Origin of the sequence: Desemzia sp. C1 (genome assembly GCF_020882875.1) — a bacterium.
GTDB classification, from domain to species: Bacteria; Bacillota; Bacilli; order Lactobacillales; family Carnobacteriaceae; genus Desemzia; species Desemzia incerta.
Genome location: NZ_JAJIZP010000003.1, coordinates 1,046,863 through 1,065,299 on the forward strand (window position 1 = coordinate 1,046,863; position 18,437 = coordinate 1,065,299).

Annotated in this window: 14 protein-coding genes; 7 read left to right on the top strand and 7 right to left on the bottom strand. The window is 37.5% G+C overall.

What is annotated here, in order from left to right:
• Positions 1 to 19: 19 nt before the first annotated feature.
• Positions 20 to 1,408 (bottom strand): tRNA uridine-5-carboxymethylaminomethyl(34) synthesis GTPase MnmE, encoded by a 1,389-nt coding sequence (gene mnmE, locus LMF32_RS05545; RefSeq protein ID WP_230524113.1) that lies wholly within the window; start codon positions 1,406 to 1,408, stop codon positions 20 to 22.
• A gap of 329 nt (positions 1,409 to 1,737) precedes the next feature.
• Here mnmE and treR point away from each other — a divergent pair, with 329 nt between their 5' ends.
• The gene (gene treR / locus LMF32_RS05550) at positions 1,738 to 2,451 is read left to right on the top strand and encodes a trehalose operon repressor (RefSeq protein ID WP_230524114.1); all 714 of its coding nucleotides are present in this window, start codon (positions 1,738 to 1,740) and stop codon (positions 2,449 to 2,451) included.
• Positions 2,452 to 2,550: 99 nt separating this feature from the next.
• Here the strand turns inward: treR and treC are convergent, their stop codons facing one another.
• The 6 genes from treC to rpmH form a co-directional block, all read right to left on the bottom strand.
• Positions 2,551 to 4,197 (bottom strand): alpha,alpha-phosphotrehalase, encoded by a 1,647-nt coding sequence (treC, locus tag LMF32_RS05555; RefSeq protein ID WP_230525083.1) that lies wholly within the window; start codon positions 4,195 to 4,197, stop codon positions 2,551 to 2,553.
• Positions 4,198 to 4,242: 45 nt separating this feature from the next.
• Positions 4,243 to 5,751 carry a PTS system trehalose-specific EIIBC component gene (treP, locus tag LMF32_RS05560; RefSeq protein WP_092480432.1) on the bottom strand — a complete coding sequence of 503 codons (1,509 nt, stop codon included), beginning with the start codon at positions 5,749 to 5,751 and terminating at the stop codon, positions 4,243 to 4,245.
• Positions 5,752 to 6,079: 328 nt separating this feature from the next.
• Positions 6,080 to 6,856 (bottom strand): RNA-binding cell elongation regulator Jag/EloR, encoded by a 777-nt coding sequence (jag, locus tag LMF32_RS05565; protein WP_230524115.1) that lies wholly within the window; start codon positions 6,854 to 6,856, stop codon positions 6,080 to 6,082.
• A 58-nt stretch (positions 6,857 to 6,914) separates the two neighbouring features.
• On the bottom strand, positions 6,915 to 7,760 hold the full coding sequence (gene yidC / locus LMF32_RS05570; protein WP_092480430.1) for a membrane protein insertase YidC: 846 nt from the start codon (positions 7,758 to 7,760) through the stop codon (positions 6,915 to 6,917).
• Positions 7,761 to 7,792: 32 nt separating this feature from the next.
• Positions 7,793 to 8,134 (bottom strand): ribonuclease P protein component, encoded by a 342-nt coding sequence (rnpA, locus tag LMF32_RS05575; RefSeq protein ID WP_092480429.1) that lies wholly within the window; start codon positions 8,132 to 8,134, stop codon positions 7,793 to 7,795.
• Positions 8,135 to 8,245: 111 nt separating this feature from the next.
• On the bottom strand, positions 8,246 to 8,380 hold the full coding sequence (gene rpmH, locus LMF32_RS05580) for a 50S ribosomal protein L34 (RefSeq protein WP_007725519.1): 135 nt from the start codon (positions 8,378 to 8,380) through the stop codon (positions 8,246 to 8,248).
• Positions 8,381 to 9,474: 1,094 nt separating this feature from the next.
• Between rpmH and dnaA the strand changes: the two genes are divergently transcribed.
• The 6 genes from dnaA (at position 9,475) to gyrA (ending at position 18,293) form a co-directional block, all read left to right on the top strand.
• A complete protein-coding gene (gene dnaA, locus LMF32_RS05585) occupies positions 9,475 to 10,812 on the top strand; it encodes a chromosomal replication initiator protein DnaA (RefSeq protein ID WP_092480428.1) in 1,338 nt (445 codons plus the stop codon).
• 172 nt (positions 10,813 to 10,984) lie between these two features.
• Positions 10,985 to 12,127, top strand: coding sequence for a DNA polymerase III subunit beta (gene dnaN / locus LMF32_RS05590; RefSeq protein WP_230524116.1), 1,143 nt, complete (start codon positions 10,985 to 10,987; stop codon positions 12,125 to 12,127).
• Between the two features lie 275 nt (positions 12,128 to 12,402).
• Entirely contained in the window at positions 12,403 to 12,651 is a 249-nt protein-coding gene (gene yaaA, locus LMF32_RS05595) for a S4 domain-containing protein YaaA (protein WP_092480426.1), read from the top strand.
• Positions 12,651 to 13,772, top strand: a complete 1,122-nt coding sequence (recF, locus tag LMF32_RS05600) for a DNA replication/repair protein RecF (protein WP_092480425.1) — start codon at positions 12,651 to 12,653, stop codon at positions 13,770 to 13,772. Before yaaA ends, recF begins: the two co-directional genes overlap by 1 nt.
• Before the next feature lie 2 nt (positions 13,773 to 13,774).
• Positions 13,775 to 15,712 carry a DNA topoisomerase (ATP-hydrolyzing) subunit B gene (gene gyrB / locus LMF32_RS05605; protein ID WP_092480424.1) on the top strand — a complete coding sequence of 646 codons (1,938 nt, stop codon included), beginning with the start codon at positions 13,775 to 13,777 and terminating at the stop codon, positions 15,710 to 15,712.
• 19 nt (positions 15,713 to 15,731) lie between these two features.
• Positions 15,732 to 18,293 (top strand): DNA gyrase subunit A, encoded by a 2,562-nt coding sequence (gene gyrA / locus LMF32_RS05610; protein WP_278046270.1) that lies wholly within the window; start codon positions 15,732 to 15,734, stop codon positions 18,291 to 18,293.
• Positions 18,294 to 18,437: the final 144 nt, after the last annotated feature.

Consider the following 18,437-nt stretch of genomic DNA (forward strand, 5'->3'; position numbering starts at 1 on the left):
AAACCACTCATTTGTTCTTTTATTTTCCTAAACAGAATTGAGAAAACAGTTGTGTCAGCAATTCATCTTGCACACTATCTCCTGTGATTTCTCCTAACAGATCCCAGCAACGAGTCATATCAATTTGAACCAGGTCGACTGGCATTCCGGATTCCACTCCATCTATCACATCGTCCAATGCTGTTTCTGCATCGTTTAATAACGCGATATGGCGCACATTTGATACATAAGTAGCATCTTTTTCGCCAGTATTTCCTGAGAAGAACAAGTCTGCAATTTTACTTTCCAACACATCTACACCAGATTGAGTCAGCACAGATGTCTTAACGATTGCGTCTTCTCCGACTAAGAACTCTAATTCTTCCAAATCTAATTTATTCGGTAAATCCATTTTGTTTAAAATAATGATCCGATGATTTTGGTTTGTCGCTTCAATCAACGCTTTATCCTCATCAGTCAGAGGTTCGTTTTGATTGAACACCAATAAAATTAAATCTGCATCTACTAAAGCTTTACGACTCCGTTCAACACCGATTTTTTCAATAATGTCTTCTGTTTCGCGGATCCCGGCTGTATCGATCAGTCTCAACGGAACACCTTTGACACTGACGTATTCTTCGATAACATCACGCGTCGTTCCGGCAATATCGGTTACGATCGCTTTTTCTTCCCTCAGCAAATAGTTCAGCAAGCTGGATTTCCCAACATTTGGACGACCAATGATCGCCGTAGCTAAACCTTCTCTTAGAATTTTACCTTGGCTGGCTGTTTCCAACAATTGTTGAACAGCGGCTTTAACTTGCTTAGCTTTTTCAATCAGCAAGATAGAAGTCATTTCTTCTACATCATCGTATTCAGGGTAATCGATATTTACTTCTACTTGAGCCAGAGTATCTAAGATCTCTGAGCGTAAATTGCGGATCAAGTTGGACAGATTTCCATCTAATTGTTGTAAAGCCACATACATCGCTTTATCTGTTTTGGCACGAATCAAGTCCATAACAGCTTCCGCTTGAGACAAATCGATTCGACCGTTCAAGAAAGCACGTTTTGTAAATTCACCAGGTTCAGCTAAACGAGCGCCATTTTGCAAAACAATCTGCAATACTTGATTTACCGCCAATATCCCGCCATGGCAGTTGATTTCTACTACATCTTCTCTGGTAAATGTTTTTGGCGCACGCATGACCGTCACCATTACTTCGTCTACTGTGTCGTTGGTTTTGGGATTCACGATATTTCCATAATGAATCGTATGGCTCGTTTGGTCTGCTAGTTGTTTCGATCCTAATTTGTAAACACGGTCTGCAACAGCTATTGCTTCCTCACCGCTTAAACGGACAATACCAATAGCTCCTTCACCAGGAGGCGTTGAAATGGCTGCAATAGTATCAAATTCAAATGACAAACTCGTTCACTCCTTTAATTTTTTGCACGAAAAAAGTGCCCACTCCACCCCTTGATTTGAATTGTTCAAATTAGAAATGGATAAAGCACTTTGACTACTTTTTATCCTTAGATAAATATATTTAATTGACTTGCCCGTAGAATCACTTTGTATTCTACATCCTTAAAGCATGATACAAGGTCTCTAACTTTTTGTCAATAAGATTGAAAAAGTTTTTCTCTTTTCTGGTCCAAGGTTCTTTTTTTATTCAAAACCAGTGATAAGAAAGGGATTTAGCAGCCTAAATGTGCTAAACTAAGAGGGAATGAAAGATTGAGAGGTTAACGAAAATGAATAAATTTAATGAAATTTATTTGGACCTTGAGGCAGCAATTTTAAATCAACGATATAAACCGGGCGATTTGTTGCCTAGTGAAAACACATTAGCTGCAACTTATAGTGTTTCACGCGAAACGATTCGAAAAGCACTCGTTTTGCTGCTCGAAAGCGGCTATATTCAAAAGCAGCAAGGAAAAGGATCCATCGTTTTAGACGTGAAAAGATTTAATTTCCCAGTCTCAGGTTTGACCAGCTATAAAGAAATCCAAGATACCCAACACATCAAAGGCAAAACGATTCTTACAAAAAATGAACGTCAGTTGATGCCTCAGCACATTATCCAGCAATTCAACCTTCCAGCTGATACACAAGTGCATTATATTGAGCGCCAACGCCAAGTAAACGGCGAGTCAGTGATCTTAGACAAAGACTACTTGCTTACGTCTATCATTCCTGAAATGCCTGATAAAGAAGCAGAGAATTCATTGTATAACTATATTGAGCATACACTAGGCTTAGTTATTGGGTACGCTCAAAAGGAATTTACTGTCGAACCGATCACAAAAGAAGACAAACTGCTGATGGATCTGCACAACGATTCTCATGTTGTCGTTGTCAGAAGCTCTGTTTATTTAGAAGACACACGCTTTTTCCAGTATACAGAATCCAGACACCGTTTGGATAAATTCCGGTTTGTAGATTTTGCACGAAGAAGAACTCCATAAAAAAGATAACCCGCTCTTCACCCATAACTTATGGATGAAGAGCGGGTTTTATACAAAGCAGCGCCCCTTGATTCTCTCATCAAGGGGCGTTGCTATACTTTATTTTTCAAACAAATAAGCCACGGTTTCGAAAGCTTCTAACGTAATAGAAGAACCTAATTCTCGTTCTTTTCCATTACCGATCAAATATTTGCTGCTGCGGTTTTGGAATTCTTCAGGCACTTCAATCGTTACCGGCTCTTCATAGAAGTGGTTCAGAATCAGTAATTCTTTACCTTCATACTCACGCACATAAGCATATACGCTTGGATGATCCATTAAGATTCCTCGGTAACTTCCTTCAGAAATAACTTTCATTTCCTTCCGCAAAGCAATCAAACGTTTATAATACTCTATTATAGAACCAGTAGATAATTCTTTCTCCACGTTGATCTCATGATAATTATCTGCAACTTTCAGCCACGGTTCGCCCGTTGTGAATCCTGCATGAAGGTCATTTGACCACTGCATCGGGGTACGGCTATTGTCACGAGATTTTTCTCGAATAATGTCCATGATTTCTTCGTGTTCCAAGCCTTTTTCTTTCAGTTCTTCATAAGCATTGATGGTCTCGACATCAACAAAATCACTAATATCTGAATAATTTGGATTGCTCATCCCGATTTCTTCACCTTGATAGATGTAAGGCGTTCCTCTCAGCAAATGAATTGTTTGAGCTTGCAGCTTAGCTGAAGCTTCAAAATGATTCACAGGGTCGCCGAATCGGCTGATAGCTCTAGGCTGGTCATGGTTGTTCCAGAACAATGCGTTCCATCCGTTTCCTTTAGACATGCCTTCTTGCCACTCATCCAATATCTTCTTCAATTCCATGAAATCGTAGTCTACTTTAGTCCATTTTTCACCATTTTCGTAATCCACTTTCAAATGGTGGAAACTAAAGATCATAGACAGCTCTTCATTTTCTGGATTAGAATATTGCACCCCATTTGGCACTGTCGTAGAAGACATTTCTCCAACTGTCATAATATCTTCATATCGACCAAATGTGCGTTGGTTCAATTCATGCAAAAATTCATGTGCAATTGGTCGGTCAGTATAACGTCCCTTCCCAACACCGTCTTCTGCATCCAATAAGACTTCATCTTTCCCAATCAGATTGATCACGTCAAATCTAAAGCCAGTAACGCCTTTTTCCAACCAGAAATTCACGATCTTAAACATTTCTTCGCGTACTTCAGGGTTGCGCCAATCCAAATCGGCTTGAGTCACATCAAAAAGGTGAAGGTAATATTGATCTGTATCTCCAAATTTTGCCCACGCTGGACCTCCAAATTTGGAGACCCAGTTCGTAGGTAAACTGCCATCTTCTTTTGCTTCTCTTAAAATATAGTAATCTTGATATTTTTTCTCTCCGGCTAAAGCTTTTTGGAACCATTCATGTTCAGTAGAAGTATGGTTTAATACCATATCCAACATTAGTCCCATGTCATTTTCTTTCGCTTTTGATACCAACTCATCAAAATCAGCCATTGTTCCAAATAACGGGTCTATTTCTGTATAATTTGCAACATCATAGCCATTATCGTTTTGTGGTGAAATAAAGAATGGGTTAAGCCATAGCATATCTACGCCTAGTCCTGCTAAATATGGGATTTTTTCAATAACTCCCCTTAAATCTCCTATTCCATTTCCGTCCGAATCATTAAATGACTTTGGATAAATTTGATAAACGACTTTTTCATGCATGTTACTCACAGAATCCCTGCCTTCTTATAGTTGATTATTTTTTTATTATGATCCCAATTTAGGTTGTGGTAAGTCATCAATACCCATTTTTTGGAATCTCTTATTTTTACTGAATGCAAATGTCAATACGATAGGAACTACGATTGCAATAACCATACAAATCAAGAAAATTCCCCAGTATTGGTTTTGAATAGACAAAATACCTGGTAGTCCACCGACACCGATAGAGTTTGCAGTCACATTAAAGATAGATGCTACTAAGCCAGCAATACCTGAACCAATCATAGCCGCAAAGAACGGGTAGGCATATTTGATATTGATACCAAACATAGCAGGCTCAGTAACTCCTAGATAACAAGAGATAGCTGCTGGAATCGAAATGTCGCGTTCTTCCTTGTTTTTGCGATTGATGAAGATGATTGCTACTACGGCTGAACCTTGAGCAATATTTGATAAAGCAATCATCGGCCATAAGTTTGTTCCGCCAAAGTCGGCTACCAACTGCAAGTCGATCGCGTTTGTCATATGATGCAATCCAGTAATAACAAGCGGTGCATAGAATGTTCCGAATAGTAGACCGAACAACCAGCTCAGTGAACCTGTCAAACCAGAATATACAAGGTTTGAGATCCAGTCTCCAATTTGCCAACCGATTGGTCCTAAAACAGTGTGGGCAATCAAAACAGTTGGTACTAAAGCAAACAATGGAACAAAAATCATTGAGATAGCTTGCGGGATGATTTTACGCAATCCTAATTCCAGATAAGCTAATAAGAACCCTGCCAACATAGCCGGTATAACTTGAGCTTGGTAACCAATCATGTCGATTTGGAAGAATCCAAAGTCCCAGAATGGAATATCAGCTGCTGCTGTTCCCGGTACTGCATAAGCGTTCAATAATTGCGGAGATACTAATGTGATCCCTAATACGATACCAAGAATTTGAGTAGACCCCATTTTCTTAGCAATACTCCATGTGATTCCTACTGGTAAGAAGTGGAAGATTGCTTCCCCTATTAGCCATAAGAAAGAGTTGACTCCACTCCAAAATTGAGATACTTGAACGATTGTATTGTAAATAGGTTCTCCAGCTGCATTGACTTGCGGCACACCATCTGCCATTGCTTGTCCCAGTGTTTCCATAGGAATAGCTTCCAGAATGTTACGGAACCCTAAAATAAGACCCCCAACAACGATAGCTGGAATAATTGGAGAAAAGACTTCTGCCAACACCGACATTGCACGTTGCAATGGATTTTGGTTTTTCTTACTCGCTTGTTTTACCTCATCTTTTGATACTCCAGACTTACCAGAGATCTTTTCAAATTCATTGTAAAAAGTAGCTACTTCGTTCCCAATAATAACTTGATATTGACCTGCTTGAGTAAAAGTTCCTTTAACAGCTGGAATTTTCTCAATTTTCTTGTTGTCTGCTTTCGATGGATCATTCAATACGAAACGCATGCGTGTTGCACAATGAGTAACAGCTGAAATATTTTCCGGTCCACCGATATCTTCTAACAACTGTTTTGCATCTTGCTTAAAATCTACCATGTTACTTCCTCCTCAAAAAATAATAGTATAAGTGCCGATAATGATTACTTGTATATACAAGTTCATTATAGCGTTTTTTTCAATTATTGCAAGCGTTTTAAATAATGAAGTCCATTTCTTAATTTCAAGGCTCATCAAGTGACTTTGGGACAGACAATTGACCATAAGGAATTATTCGTAAGAACTACACGAAACCATGTAAGATTCCTTTATAAATCGATGTTTCTATCCAACTCCTTTCTTTGATTTAAATGTAGCTTTATGCCGGTATTTATGCAAAAAAAAAGTCTCAACCAAAGTAAAGACTTTGATTGAGACTTTTTAAAGATTAAATTTGTTTCTCTGATGGTTCGACTACTAAATAACGATGAGGTTCTCTTCCTTCTGAATGAGTCGTCACCCAAGTATCTTGACTCAGATAAAAATGGATCACTTTTCTTTCAAAAGCTGGCATAGGTTCTAAAAATACCGGCTGATTGGTTTCTTTCACTTTAGCAGCTGTTCTTTCTGCTAACCGTTTTAGAATAGCTTCTCGTCGTTCTCGATAGTCGCCGATATTCACTATAGCAACCATTTTTGATTTTGCATGCCTATGGAGCAAAACTTGGGCTAAAGATTGCAATGCATTCAATACTTTTCCATGCTTTCCAATCAATACTCCAGCTTTCTCGGCATCTAAGTTAAAGACCACTTGTTTATCTTGCTGTTCTACCTTAATGGAAGCAGGAGCTCCTAATGTTTCAGCTATATTAGTCAGATAATCAGCTACTAAATCTATAGCTTCTTCATCATTTCTAGTTCCAGCTTCTTCAGAATCTTCTTGAACAGCTTGATACTCTTCTTTTCTAGGAGAAAAATCAGGTCTCGCCTGTTCGACTTCTTCTGCTGGTTCCAGTTCTATTGGTGCAGCCGGAACTTGTTTTGCTTCAGTCGCAATATTTTTAGTGACCTTCACAACTGCATCTTTTTGACCAAATCCGAGAAACCCTTTTTTTCCTTCTTCAATAACTTCAATGGAAGCTTCTTCTCTCTTCACTCCTAAAGTGCGTAAAGCTTTTTCGATCGCTTCTTTCACAGTAGGAGCTTTTGCGGTGTATTTATCCATTTCTATCCTCCGTTCAGAACTGTTAGATATTTATAATGAATGCATAACTGTTTAGAGATTATTTTTTCTTTACGTTACGTTTCGTTTTTTGAGCCAATTTCAAAGCTCGTTGACGATCTTTTTCACGTTGTCTTTCAGCTTCTTCTTTTTCACGACGTTCTCTTTTAATTTTAAATGGATTATTTAAAACCAGTGTTTGCAGAACAGAGAATCCATTACTTACTACAAAGTATAAGGAAACCGCACTCGGCAACGAGATACTAATGAATAAAATCATGATCGGCATCATGTAAGTCATGATCGCCATAGTAGGATTCGATCCTTCTTGACTCATGCTTGATAATTTAGAAGTTGCTAAAGTTAAAATCGCTGCTAAGACAGGGAAAACAAAATATGGATCCGGTGATCCCAAGTTTGCCCATAAGAAATCTCCTGATCTCAACACTTCGGTACGACTGATCGCTTGATACAATGCGATTAATACAGGCATTTGAACCAATAGCGGTAAACAACCTGCTGCTGGATTGACTCCTGCTTCTTGATATAATTCAGAAGTTGCAGCTCGTAGTTTTTCTTGTGTTTCAGCATCTTTAGAAGAATACTCTTCTTGTAAAGCTTTCAGCTGTGGTTGAACATCCGTCATTTTACGACTGCTCTTTGTTTGGTAATAAGTAAGAGGTAACAGAATAATTCTAATGATCAACGTAAAAGCAATGATCCCTATCCCGTAATTTCCGCCTAGTAAGTTAGACAACCAAATGATAACTTGCGAAAAGTTATAAATAATATATCGATCAAAAAAACCTGTACTTTCATTGTTTATTGGACCTGTACCACAGGCTGCTAAAACTACTGTTAATGCTAACATTCCTAATAAAAGAAGTAATCGCTTACGCTTTTTCACGCTTTTTTTCCTCCGCTCTTATAAAAAAATTGTTACTTGTCTAACATTTTGGCTAATTTTAGAACGTGAATTAAACTTTTCTTTATTTCACTCATCGACATATCTGCTGTAGGTTTACGCGCTATAATGATGAAATCTTTGTCTGTTTTCAAATCTGCTTTTAGTTCTGTAAGACTTTGGCGGATTCTTCGTTTGACATAGTTTCTCGTCACTGCATTCCCTACTTTTTTCCCAACAGAAATGCCTACTCTAAAATGAGGTTGATTTTCTTTAGTTAACACGTAAACAACAAATTGACGATTTGCTGTGGATTTCCCGTGATGAAAGACTTTTTGAAATTCAGCTTCTTTTTTTACACGATACGCTTTCCTCATGATATCTATACCTCATCTTTATAACACTTTTTTATCGAATTTTCTTCAATAAAGAAAATTTTTTATTTGAATTTAAATAGAAAAAAAAGACCACTGAGACGGTCAGTGATCTTATGCAGACAATACTTTTCTGCCTTTGCGGCGTCTACTTTGCAATACATTACGTCCATTTTTTGTACTCATACGTTTACGGAAACCATGTACTTTTTGACGTTTACGCTTTTTAGGTTGGTAAGTTCTTTTCATGCGTGTTACACCTCCTGAAAAACTATCTTTCTTAAAATGGGTTGGGAATTTATAAAGACAGTCTTGAACATTTTAATGATAAAAACCAGACTTGTCAAGCCACAATCACCCAATCTAAATCATTCACTAAAATATCATACCATAAATGGGAAAAACATAAAACAACTTTTTGTTTTTTTCTTGTTATTTGTTCTTTTTTTGTGGAATAGAGTATGAATAAAATTGAAAAACGTCTAAATTATTGCTTTTTGACTGGTTTATTCCTCCTTAAAACAACATGTAGCTCTTCCACCCTTAAATTTCGGATCACCATAATTGACCTCATCCACAATTTCAAACCAATTCTTCTAAGTTCGCTAGCATTACTATCCTATTGTCTTCATTTCGCTGACATTATTAAATTCCACATAGCTATATGAAGACTTCTTTCAAAAATCCAGTTTTAGATTGTGCTCCAATTAACATGAACTTGTTTGATGGCGCACAATCTTTTCTCAACAGAATTTTCTATTTTATCTCTTAAAAAATTTTCTTTTATCTAAATAACTTAGCCTGCAAAATACTCTCAGACACCACCTTAAGTTATCCACAGTGTCAAATTCTTATCCCCTTTTGGTTTTTTCCTAATTTTTTTCTAATTTCTTCTCCACTGGCTTTTCCCGTGTTTATCCACAAACTAACACACTGTTTATTCTTTCTATCCACCGACCCTTCTCGCTTGTGGATAACTCTCGTAACCACTGGTACTAAAGTATCTTTTTTGCATTTTTATCCACAATTTGTTTTGGATTAAAAAATCTTTTTCAGGTTACCCACATTCTTTTTTTAGCATGTGGATAAGTTTATGCACTGCCTTTGGATATATTTTCAACAGGTGGAAAGTACTTGTGGAAAACTTTTATTTATCGTGCTAAAATAAAACAGACACTCATAAAAAATAGAACTGAGTGATGATTATCCTGTTTGCTGAATTTTTCAAATAGTTATCAACAAGCAAACGCATAGACAATAAGAGGAATATTATTTTACAGAGCATAATTATGATATCAATAAAGTTTTTGTCTAACACATTATAGATAAAGGGAGGATTTCGGTTGGATGAATTACATTCTTTATGGAACTACTTAAAAGAACGATTTAAAGATTCACTTTCTAAAGTAAGTTATGATACTTGGATTGAATCTGCAAATCCTATCCGAGTAACAGATCAGCATTTAATTGTTGAAGTTCCTTCTTCATTGCACAAAGAATATTGGGAAAATAATTTGACAACTAGAATCGTAGAAAATATTTACGAATTTTCTGGTCAAGAGTTGTCGCCTATTTTTGTGATCAAAAATGAAGAAGAAGCCATAGCAGCACAAAAAAAATCACCATCTTCAGCAATGGAACAGAAAAATCCATTTAAAAAGAATGCTTTTTTAAATGATAAATATACTTTTGATACGTTTGTTATTGGAAAAGGGAATCAAATGGCCCACGCGGCAGCTCTTGTTGTAGCGGAAGAACCAGGAACAATATACAATCCGCTATTCTTCTATGGAGGAGTTGGATTAGGAAAAACCCATTTGATGCATGCCATCGGACACCAAATGTTGTTATTAAACCCTGATGCAAAAGTAAAATATGTCAGTAGCGAAACTTTTGCGAATGATTTTATCAATTCCATTCAAAACAAAACACAAGAAAAATTTCGACAAGAATATCGAAGCGTCGATTTGTTATTGGTCGATGATATTCAATTTTTCGCAGATAAAGAGGGAACACAAGAAGAGTTTTTCCATACTTTTAACGCATTATACGATGATCGAAAACAAATCGTTTTGACAAGTGATCGTTTGCCAAACGAGATTCCTAAATTGCAGGAACGGTTAGTATCCCGTTTTGCTTGGGGCTTGTCAGTCGATATCACACCGCCGGATCTAGAAACAAGAATTGCGATCTTGCGTAAAAAAGCTAATGCAGAAAGATTGGAAATTCCTGATGATACATTGAGCTACATTGCTGGACAAATCGATTCAAATATTCGAGAACTTGAAGGAGCTTTAGTACGCGTACAAGCTTATGCAGCCATTGAAAGTCGTGAAATTACTACAAGTTTAGCTGCTGATGCACTGAAAAGTATGCTGCCTTCTTCAAAACCAACAACCATCACGATCAAAGATATCCAAGCAGCTGTCAGCAAATACTACCAAATCTCTATGATCGATTTAAAAGGTAAGAAGCGGGTAAAATCTATCGTAGTGCCGCGTCAAATCGCAATGTACTTATCAAGAGAATTGACATCTTCATCTCTACCTAAAATAGGAGCTGAATTTGGCGGGAAAGATCATACGACCGTTATTCATGCTTATGAGAAAATTGCCCAAGCTTTGACAACAAATGATCAACTGAAAAAAGAAATCAGTGAACTGAAAAAAACTTTTAGCTGATTATCCACTGTGTATAACTCGAGATGTTTTCCCAAAACTTTCCACAGGTTATCAACATGTGGAAAACCTTGTGTTTCTTGAGTTGGTTTTTGTTTTCCACAGTATCAACAAGCCCTACTACTATTACTAAAGTAATTACTCTATTAAAAATAAACAGTCGGAGGTTCATTTTATGAAGTTTACAATCAATCGAAGTGCTTTTTTAAACAGCTTAGCAGATGTTCAAAGAGCTATTTCATCTAAAACGACAATTCCTATCCTAACGGGTGTAAAAATTATTGCGAATAATGAAGGACTTACATTAACAGGTAGCGACTCAGATATTTCAATCGAAGCCTTTATCCCTGTTGAAGACGAAAAAAATCAATTAGAAATTATGGAAACTGGCGGGATTATTTTACAAGCTCGTTTCTTCAACGAAATCGTCCGTAAACTACCTGATGACAAAATGACGATTGAAGTACTGGATCATTTCCAAACATTGATCACATCAGCATCAGCTTCATTTACGATCAATGGATTAGATCCAAACAATTATCCACATTTGCCTGTCATTGACAGCAATGAATCTTTTATTTTGAATGTTAACTTGTTCAAACAAGTGATTTCTCAAACGGTTATTGCAACATCAACGCATGAAAGCCGTCCTATCTTAACTGGTGTGAATATTGTGATTGAAAACAATACTTTGTCAGCTGTAGCTACTGATAGCCACCGTTTAAGTCAACGAATCATTCCTTTGGAGATGAGTGAAGAACAAGCTCGACAAAAATATAAAATTATCATCCCTGGAAAAAGTTTGATTGAATTAGCAAAAATTCTAGAAGAGGATGCAGAAACTGCAGAAATGATGATCACAGAAAACCAAGTTTTGTTTAAAACAGAAAACTTGTATTTCTACACTCGTTTACTGGAAGGAATTTATCCTGAAACTCAACGATTGATTCCGGATACCAGCTCTACCAGCGTAGTATTTAACGCTACATCATTATTAGGTTCAATCGAACGTGCTTCATTACTATCTCATGAAGGTAAAAACAACGTGGTCAAATTGTCTGTCTCAAAAGATAAAGTGGAAATTTCTGGAAATTCTCCTGAAATTGGAAATGTACAAGAAGAAATTCATTTCCAATCTTTCCAAGGAGAAGAAATTGAATTGTCCTTTAATCCGGACTATATGAAAGATGCGTTACGTACATTTGGGCAATCCGATATTTTAGTGAAATTCACTTCGCCAATCCGTCCATTTGTCATTGTACCTTCTGAAGATGGAAAAGAATTTGTTCAATTGATTACACCTGTTCGAACATTTTAAAAATTAAATCAAGATTAAAACACTGTTTGAGACAATTCATCTCAAACAGTGTTTTTTTATGCAAGTGGTTTTATATAGGCAAATTTTCCGTTTCTAGCTATTTTTAGTCTTTTTGGCAATTTCCATCGTTTTTAACAAAAATCGAAAGAAACGTGCTTATTTTAAGATAAATTTGTAAAATACCTAAAAAAAGAGTATAATAGTAGTAAGACATAAAGAGATATGCGTGGATTTTTTACGTTCCACGCTTATTTTATTGAAAAGCAGGTGAAACGATGAAAGAAACAATTTTAATAGACGAAGATTTTATTACACTTGGCCAGTTATTGAAACGCGTTGACATCATTTCCAGTGGAGGGATGGCGAAGCATTTTTTAGCTGAAAATACTGTATATCTGGACGATGAGTTGGAAAATCGCAGAGGTAAAAAACTTTATCCAGGATCAATCGTTGAAATTCCAGGAGAAGGAACTTACTTTATCCAAAAAGAAACTTCAGAGGATACTTCTGAGGAAACGCGCTAATGTTCATAAAAGACATGAAACTGACTAATTATCGCAATTACCACGATGCAGAAGTGCAATTTTCAGATGGTATCAACGTTTTTTTGGGAGAAAATGCCCAAGGGAAAACGAATTTGATGGAAGCTATCTATGTTTTGGCTATGGCCAGAAGTCATCGAACTTCCAGTGATAAAGAATTGATCCAATGGGAAAAAGATTTTGCTAAAATCAGCGGCAGAGTTCAAAAAAAGAACTCTTCTTTCCCGTTGGAAATCGTGCTGTCTAAAAAAGGCAAACAAGCGCGATTAAATCACTTAGAACAAAAGAAATTGAGTTCATATATTGGGAATTTAAATGTGATTTTATTTGCGCCAGAAGATTTATCTTTGGTCAAAGGATCGCCTTCTGTGCGAAGAAAATTTGTAGATATGGAATTAGGCCAAATGAGTCCAGTGTATCTTCACCATTTAGTAGAGTATCAGCATGTTTTAAAATCTCGAAATTTATATTTGAAACAACTCAGTATGAAACAAGCGTCTGATTTAACATTTTTAGAGGTGTTAACTGAACAAGTGGCTGTCCATGGTGCTTCGATTTTAGCGGAGCGTTTTTTATTTGTGGAGCAATTGCAAAACTGGGCACAGCCCATCCACCAAGAGATCTCTAAGCAAAAAGAGGTATTAGAGATTCAGTACCACTCGAATATTCAGTTAGATAATCCCACTGATAAGGATTCAAATTACTTGAATTTAATGGACGCCTACAAAGCAAATAAAACGAGAGAATTGGAACAGCGTACAACACTCACTGGGCCGCACCGCGATGATTTGAAATTTTATGTGAACGAAAAAAACGTCCAAACATACGGATCTCAAGGTCAGCAACGAACGACAGCTCTCAGCGTGAAATTAGCAGAGATCAATTTGATGCAAGAAATGACTGGAGAATATCCAGTATTGCTGCTGGATGACGTTTTATCAGAGTTAGATGACAGTAGACAAACACATTTATTAAAGGCGATTCAAAATAAAGTCCAAACTTTTTTAACCACTACAAGTCTGGATGGCATTGAGAAAAACCTGATCGAAGCTCCAAGAGTATTTAACATTGATCACGGACAAGTAGAAATGGAGAGTGAATAAGAGTGGCAGAGGAAATAAGAAGCAGAGATGAGTTAGCTAAAGATTATAATGCGAGTCAAATTCAAGTTTTAGAGGGACTAGAAGCTGTACGTAAACGTCCTGGGATGTATATCGGCTCAACAAGCAGCGAAGGATTGCACCACTTAGTATGGGAAATCGTAGACAACTCAATTGATGAAGCTTTAGCTGGATTTGCTGATCAAATCAGCGTCACTATAGAAGTCGATGAAAGCATCACCGTTGAAGATAATGGACGTGGGATTCCAGTAGATATCCAAGAAAAGACTGGACGTCCTGCTGTTGAAACAGTATTTACTATCTTGCATGCTGGTGGGAAATTCGGCGGCGGAGGGTACAAAGTTTCAGGAGGACTGCATGGTGTAGGGTCTTCTGTAGTTAATGCTTTGTCTTCAGCGCTGGAAGTATACATTCACAAAGATAGAAAAAAATATCATTTATCATTTGCAAGAGGAAAAGTTATGAGTGAATTAGAGGTAGTTGGCGAAACGGATCGTCATGGTACTACTGTTCACTTTACGCCTGACCCGCAGATCTTTAAAGAAACGACTACTTTTGACTTTAATAAATTGGCTGTTCGTGTTCGAGAATTAGCATTCTTGAACCGTGGTTTGTCTATTTCGATCGAAGACAAGCGCAATCCAAAACAAGAAAAGCTGGAGTATTTTTACGAAGGCGGAATCAAGAGTTACGTTGAGTTCTTAAACGAAAATAAGGAAACACTCTATTCTGAGCCTATTTTCTTAGAAGGCGAACAAGAAGGAATCACCGTCGAAGTAGCTATGCAACATACAGATGGATACCATGCGAACTTAATGAGTTTTGCAAATAACATCCATACTTACGAAGGCGGAACTCACGAATCTGGGTTTAAAACAGCTTTGACTCGTGTAGTGAATGACTATGCGCGTAAAAATAAATTGATGAAAGAAAACGAAGACAACTTAAGCGGAGATGACGTTAGAGAAGGCTTGACGGTTGTCGTTTCGATCAAACATCCGGATCCGCAATTTGAAGGACAAACGAAGACTAAATTAGGGAACTCTGAAGCACGTACGATTACAGACCGTTTATTCTCTACACATTTTGACCGCTTCTTGATGGAAAACCCGCAAGTAGCTAAGAAAATCGTGGATAAAGGATTACTGGCTGCAAAAGCGCGCCTTGCTGCAAAACGTGCGCGTGAAGTAACACGTAAGAAGAGTGGATTGGAAATCAGCAACTTGCCTGGTAAATTAGCAGACTGCTCAAGCAAAAATCCAGAAATCAGTGAGTTATTCATCGTTGAGGGAGATTCAGCTGGAGGTTCTGCTAAACAAGGACGCTCACGTATTTTTCAAGCTATTTTACCGATTCGTGGGAAAATATTGAACGTTGAAAAAGCTTCACTAGACCGCATTTTAGCAAACGAAGAGATTCGTTCGTTATTTACAGCTATGGGAACAGGTTTTGGAGAAGAGTTTGATGTCGCTAAAGCACGTTACCACAAGTTAGTGATCATGACCGATGCGGACGTCGATGGCGCTCATATCCGTACGTTATTGCTAACATTGTTCTACCGCTTCATGCGTCCAGTTGTTGAAGCTGGATATGTCTATATTGCTCAACCGCCTTTGTATCAAGTAAAACAAGGTAAAAAAGTAGCTTATTTAGATAGTGATGAAGAGTTGGAAAACTACTTGGCAAGTATTCCTGCAAGTCCTAAACCTGGTATTCAACGGTATAAAGGTCTTGGAGAAATGGATGCTGAGCAATTATGGGATACAACTATGAACCCTGACAACAGAAGAATGCTTCGTGTAACGGTTGAAGATGCAGCAGATGCAGACAAAGTATTGGATATGTTAATGGGAGACCGGGTAGAACCAAGACGAGAATTTATTGAAGACAACGCTAAATATGTTCAAAACCTAGACATTTAATCAAGGAGGATGAAAAGAATTGGTAGAAAATCAATATGATGGAAAAGTAGAAGACATTAATCTATCGAAAGAGATGCGTAAGTCTTTCCTTGATTATGCGATGAGTGTTATCGTAGCCAGAGCATTACCAGATGTTCGTGATGGATTAAAACCTGTACACCGTCGTATTTTGTACGGTATGAGCGAATTAGGGGTAACACCGGATAAAGCTTATAAAAAATCGGCTCGTATTGTTGGGGACGTTATGGGGAAATATCATCCCCATGGAGATAGCGCCATTTATGAATCAATGGTTCGGATGTCCCAAGACTTTAGTTACCGTACTCCTTTAGTAGATGGACACGGAAACTTTGGTTCAGTGGATGGAGACGGAGCGGCAGCTATGCGTTATACGGAAGCCCGTTTATCTAAAGTTGCTATGGAAATGTTGCGTGATTTGAATAAAGATACCGTTGACTTTATCGACAACTATGATGGTTCAGAACGTGAACCTGAAATCTTGCCGGCTCGTTTTCCAAACTTGCTGGTTAATGGTGCCACAGGTATCGCAGTTGGTATGGCAACGAATATTCCGCCGCACAACTTAGCGGAAATCATTTCAGGATTACAAATATTAATGGATAACCCTGAAGCTACAACAGCTGATTTGATGGAAGCTGTTCCTGGACCAGATTTTCCAACAGGTGGATTGGTTATAGGAAAATCAGGTATCAGAAAAGCTTATGAAACTGGTAAAGGTTCGATTACTTTACGAGCTAAAGTAGATATTGAAACATTGAAAAACGGAAAAGAACGAATCATTGTTTCTGAAATTCCTTACATGGTCAATAAAGCGAGATTAGTGGCAAAAATTGCTGAATTAGCTCGTGACAAACGTTTAGAAGGTATTACAGATTTGGGTGACGAATCAGACCGTGACGGAATGCGGATTGTCATCGATGTGCGCAGAGACGTCAGTGCCAGCGTAGTTTTAAACAACTTGTACAAAATGACTTCTTTACAAACTTCTTTTGGATTCAACATGCTGGCTATCGTTAATGGAGAGCCTAAAGTATTAGGCTTGAAGAGCATTTTAGAAGAGTATTTAAAACACCAAGAAATCGTTATCCGCAGAAGAACAGCTTTTGACAAGCGAAAAGCAGAAGCAAGAGCGCATATTTTAGAAGGTTTAAGAATCGCGTTAGATCATATTGATGAGATCATTTCTATTATTCGTGGCTCACAAACAGCTGATTTGGCTAAAGAAACATTGATCAGTCGTTTTGGTTTATCTGAGAAACAAGCTCAAGCAATATTAGATATGCGTATGGTTCGTTTAACTGGTTTGGAACGTGAAAAAATCGAAGGCGAATACTTAGACTTATCTGCTTTGATTGCAGATTTGACTGATATATTAGCTAGACCTGAACGAGTTCACCAAATCATCAAAGAAGAATTAGCTGACGTTCAAGAAAAACATGGAGATGCACGCCGTACTGAATTACTAGTCGGAGAATTGTTAAGTATTGAAGATGAAGACTTGATCGAAGAAGAAAATGTCGTAATTACATTGACAAATAAAGGATATGTAAAACGTTTGGCAAGTTCTGAATTCAAAATCCAAAATCGAGGCGGTCGAGGCGTTCAAGGTATGGGCGTAAACGATGATGACTTTATTGAAACACTTGTTTCATGTTCAACGCATGATACTTTGCTGTTCTTTACCAATAAAGGAAAAGTATACCGTTCTAAAGCTTATGAAATCCCAGAATACGGTCGTACAGCCAAAGGTATCCCAGCTATCAACTTATTGGGAATAGATTCTGGAGAAAGCATTCAAGCGGTTATTAACGTTCGAGGAGAAGCTGAAGAAGGTCTATATCTGTTCTTTACTACTCGAAAAGGAACTGTTAAGAGAACGTCTGTTACTGAATTTGCCAATATCCGCAGTAATGGTTTAAGAGCAATTTCGTTAAACGAAGATGATGAATTGATGAAAGTATCGGTAACAGATGGAAATCAAAACATCATTATCGGAACACACGAAGGTTTAGCGGTAAGTTTCCATGAAAGTAAAGTTAGAAATATGGGACGTACAGCACGAGGAGTCCGCGGTATCCGTGTAGCTGAAAATGATTTCGTTGTAGGGATGGATCTGTTGAAAGACGATTCAGAAGTGTTGGTCATTACTGAAAATGGTTATGGTAAACGTACAGCTGCAAGTGAATATGCTATTCGCGGACGCGGCGGAAAAGGTGTTAAAACGGCTAACATTACAGAGAAAAATGGTAAATTAGTTGGTTTGACGACTGTTAATGGGGAAGAAGACATCATGCTGATCACGAATTCTGGAATCATTATTCGTATCGGTGCGGGAACGATCTCTCAAACCGGCCGCTCAACTTTAGGAGTTCGTTTGATGCGTCTAGCAGAAGGTGTTCTAGTTTCTTCAATGGCGAAAGTTGAACCAGAAGAAGAGGAAGAAGTACTTTCTGAATTGAATACAGATACTGAAATTAGTCCAGAAGTTGCTGATGAAGTGGAAATAGAAGTAGAAGATGCAGAAATTATCAATGAATTGGATAGTGAAACAGAAGATTAAAAGTCAGTTTTAAAAATTTAATCGTCTCAAAAAAGGTACTAGAGAAAATCTCTAGTATCTTTTTTTTGACAAAAAATAAAAAAGAAACAATCTGACAAAAATATTGACAATTGGCAAAAAAAGCTATATACTAATTAGACGTGA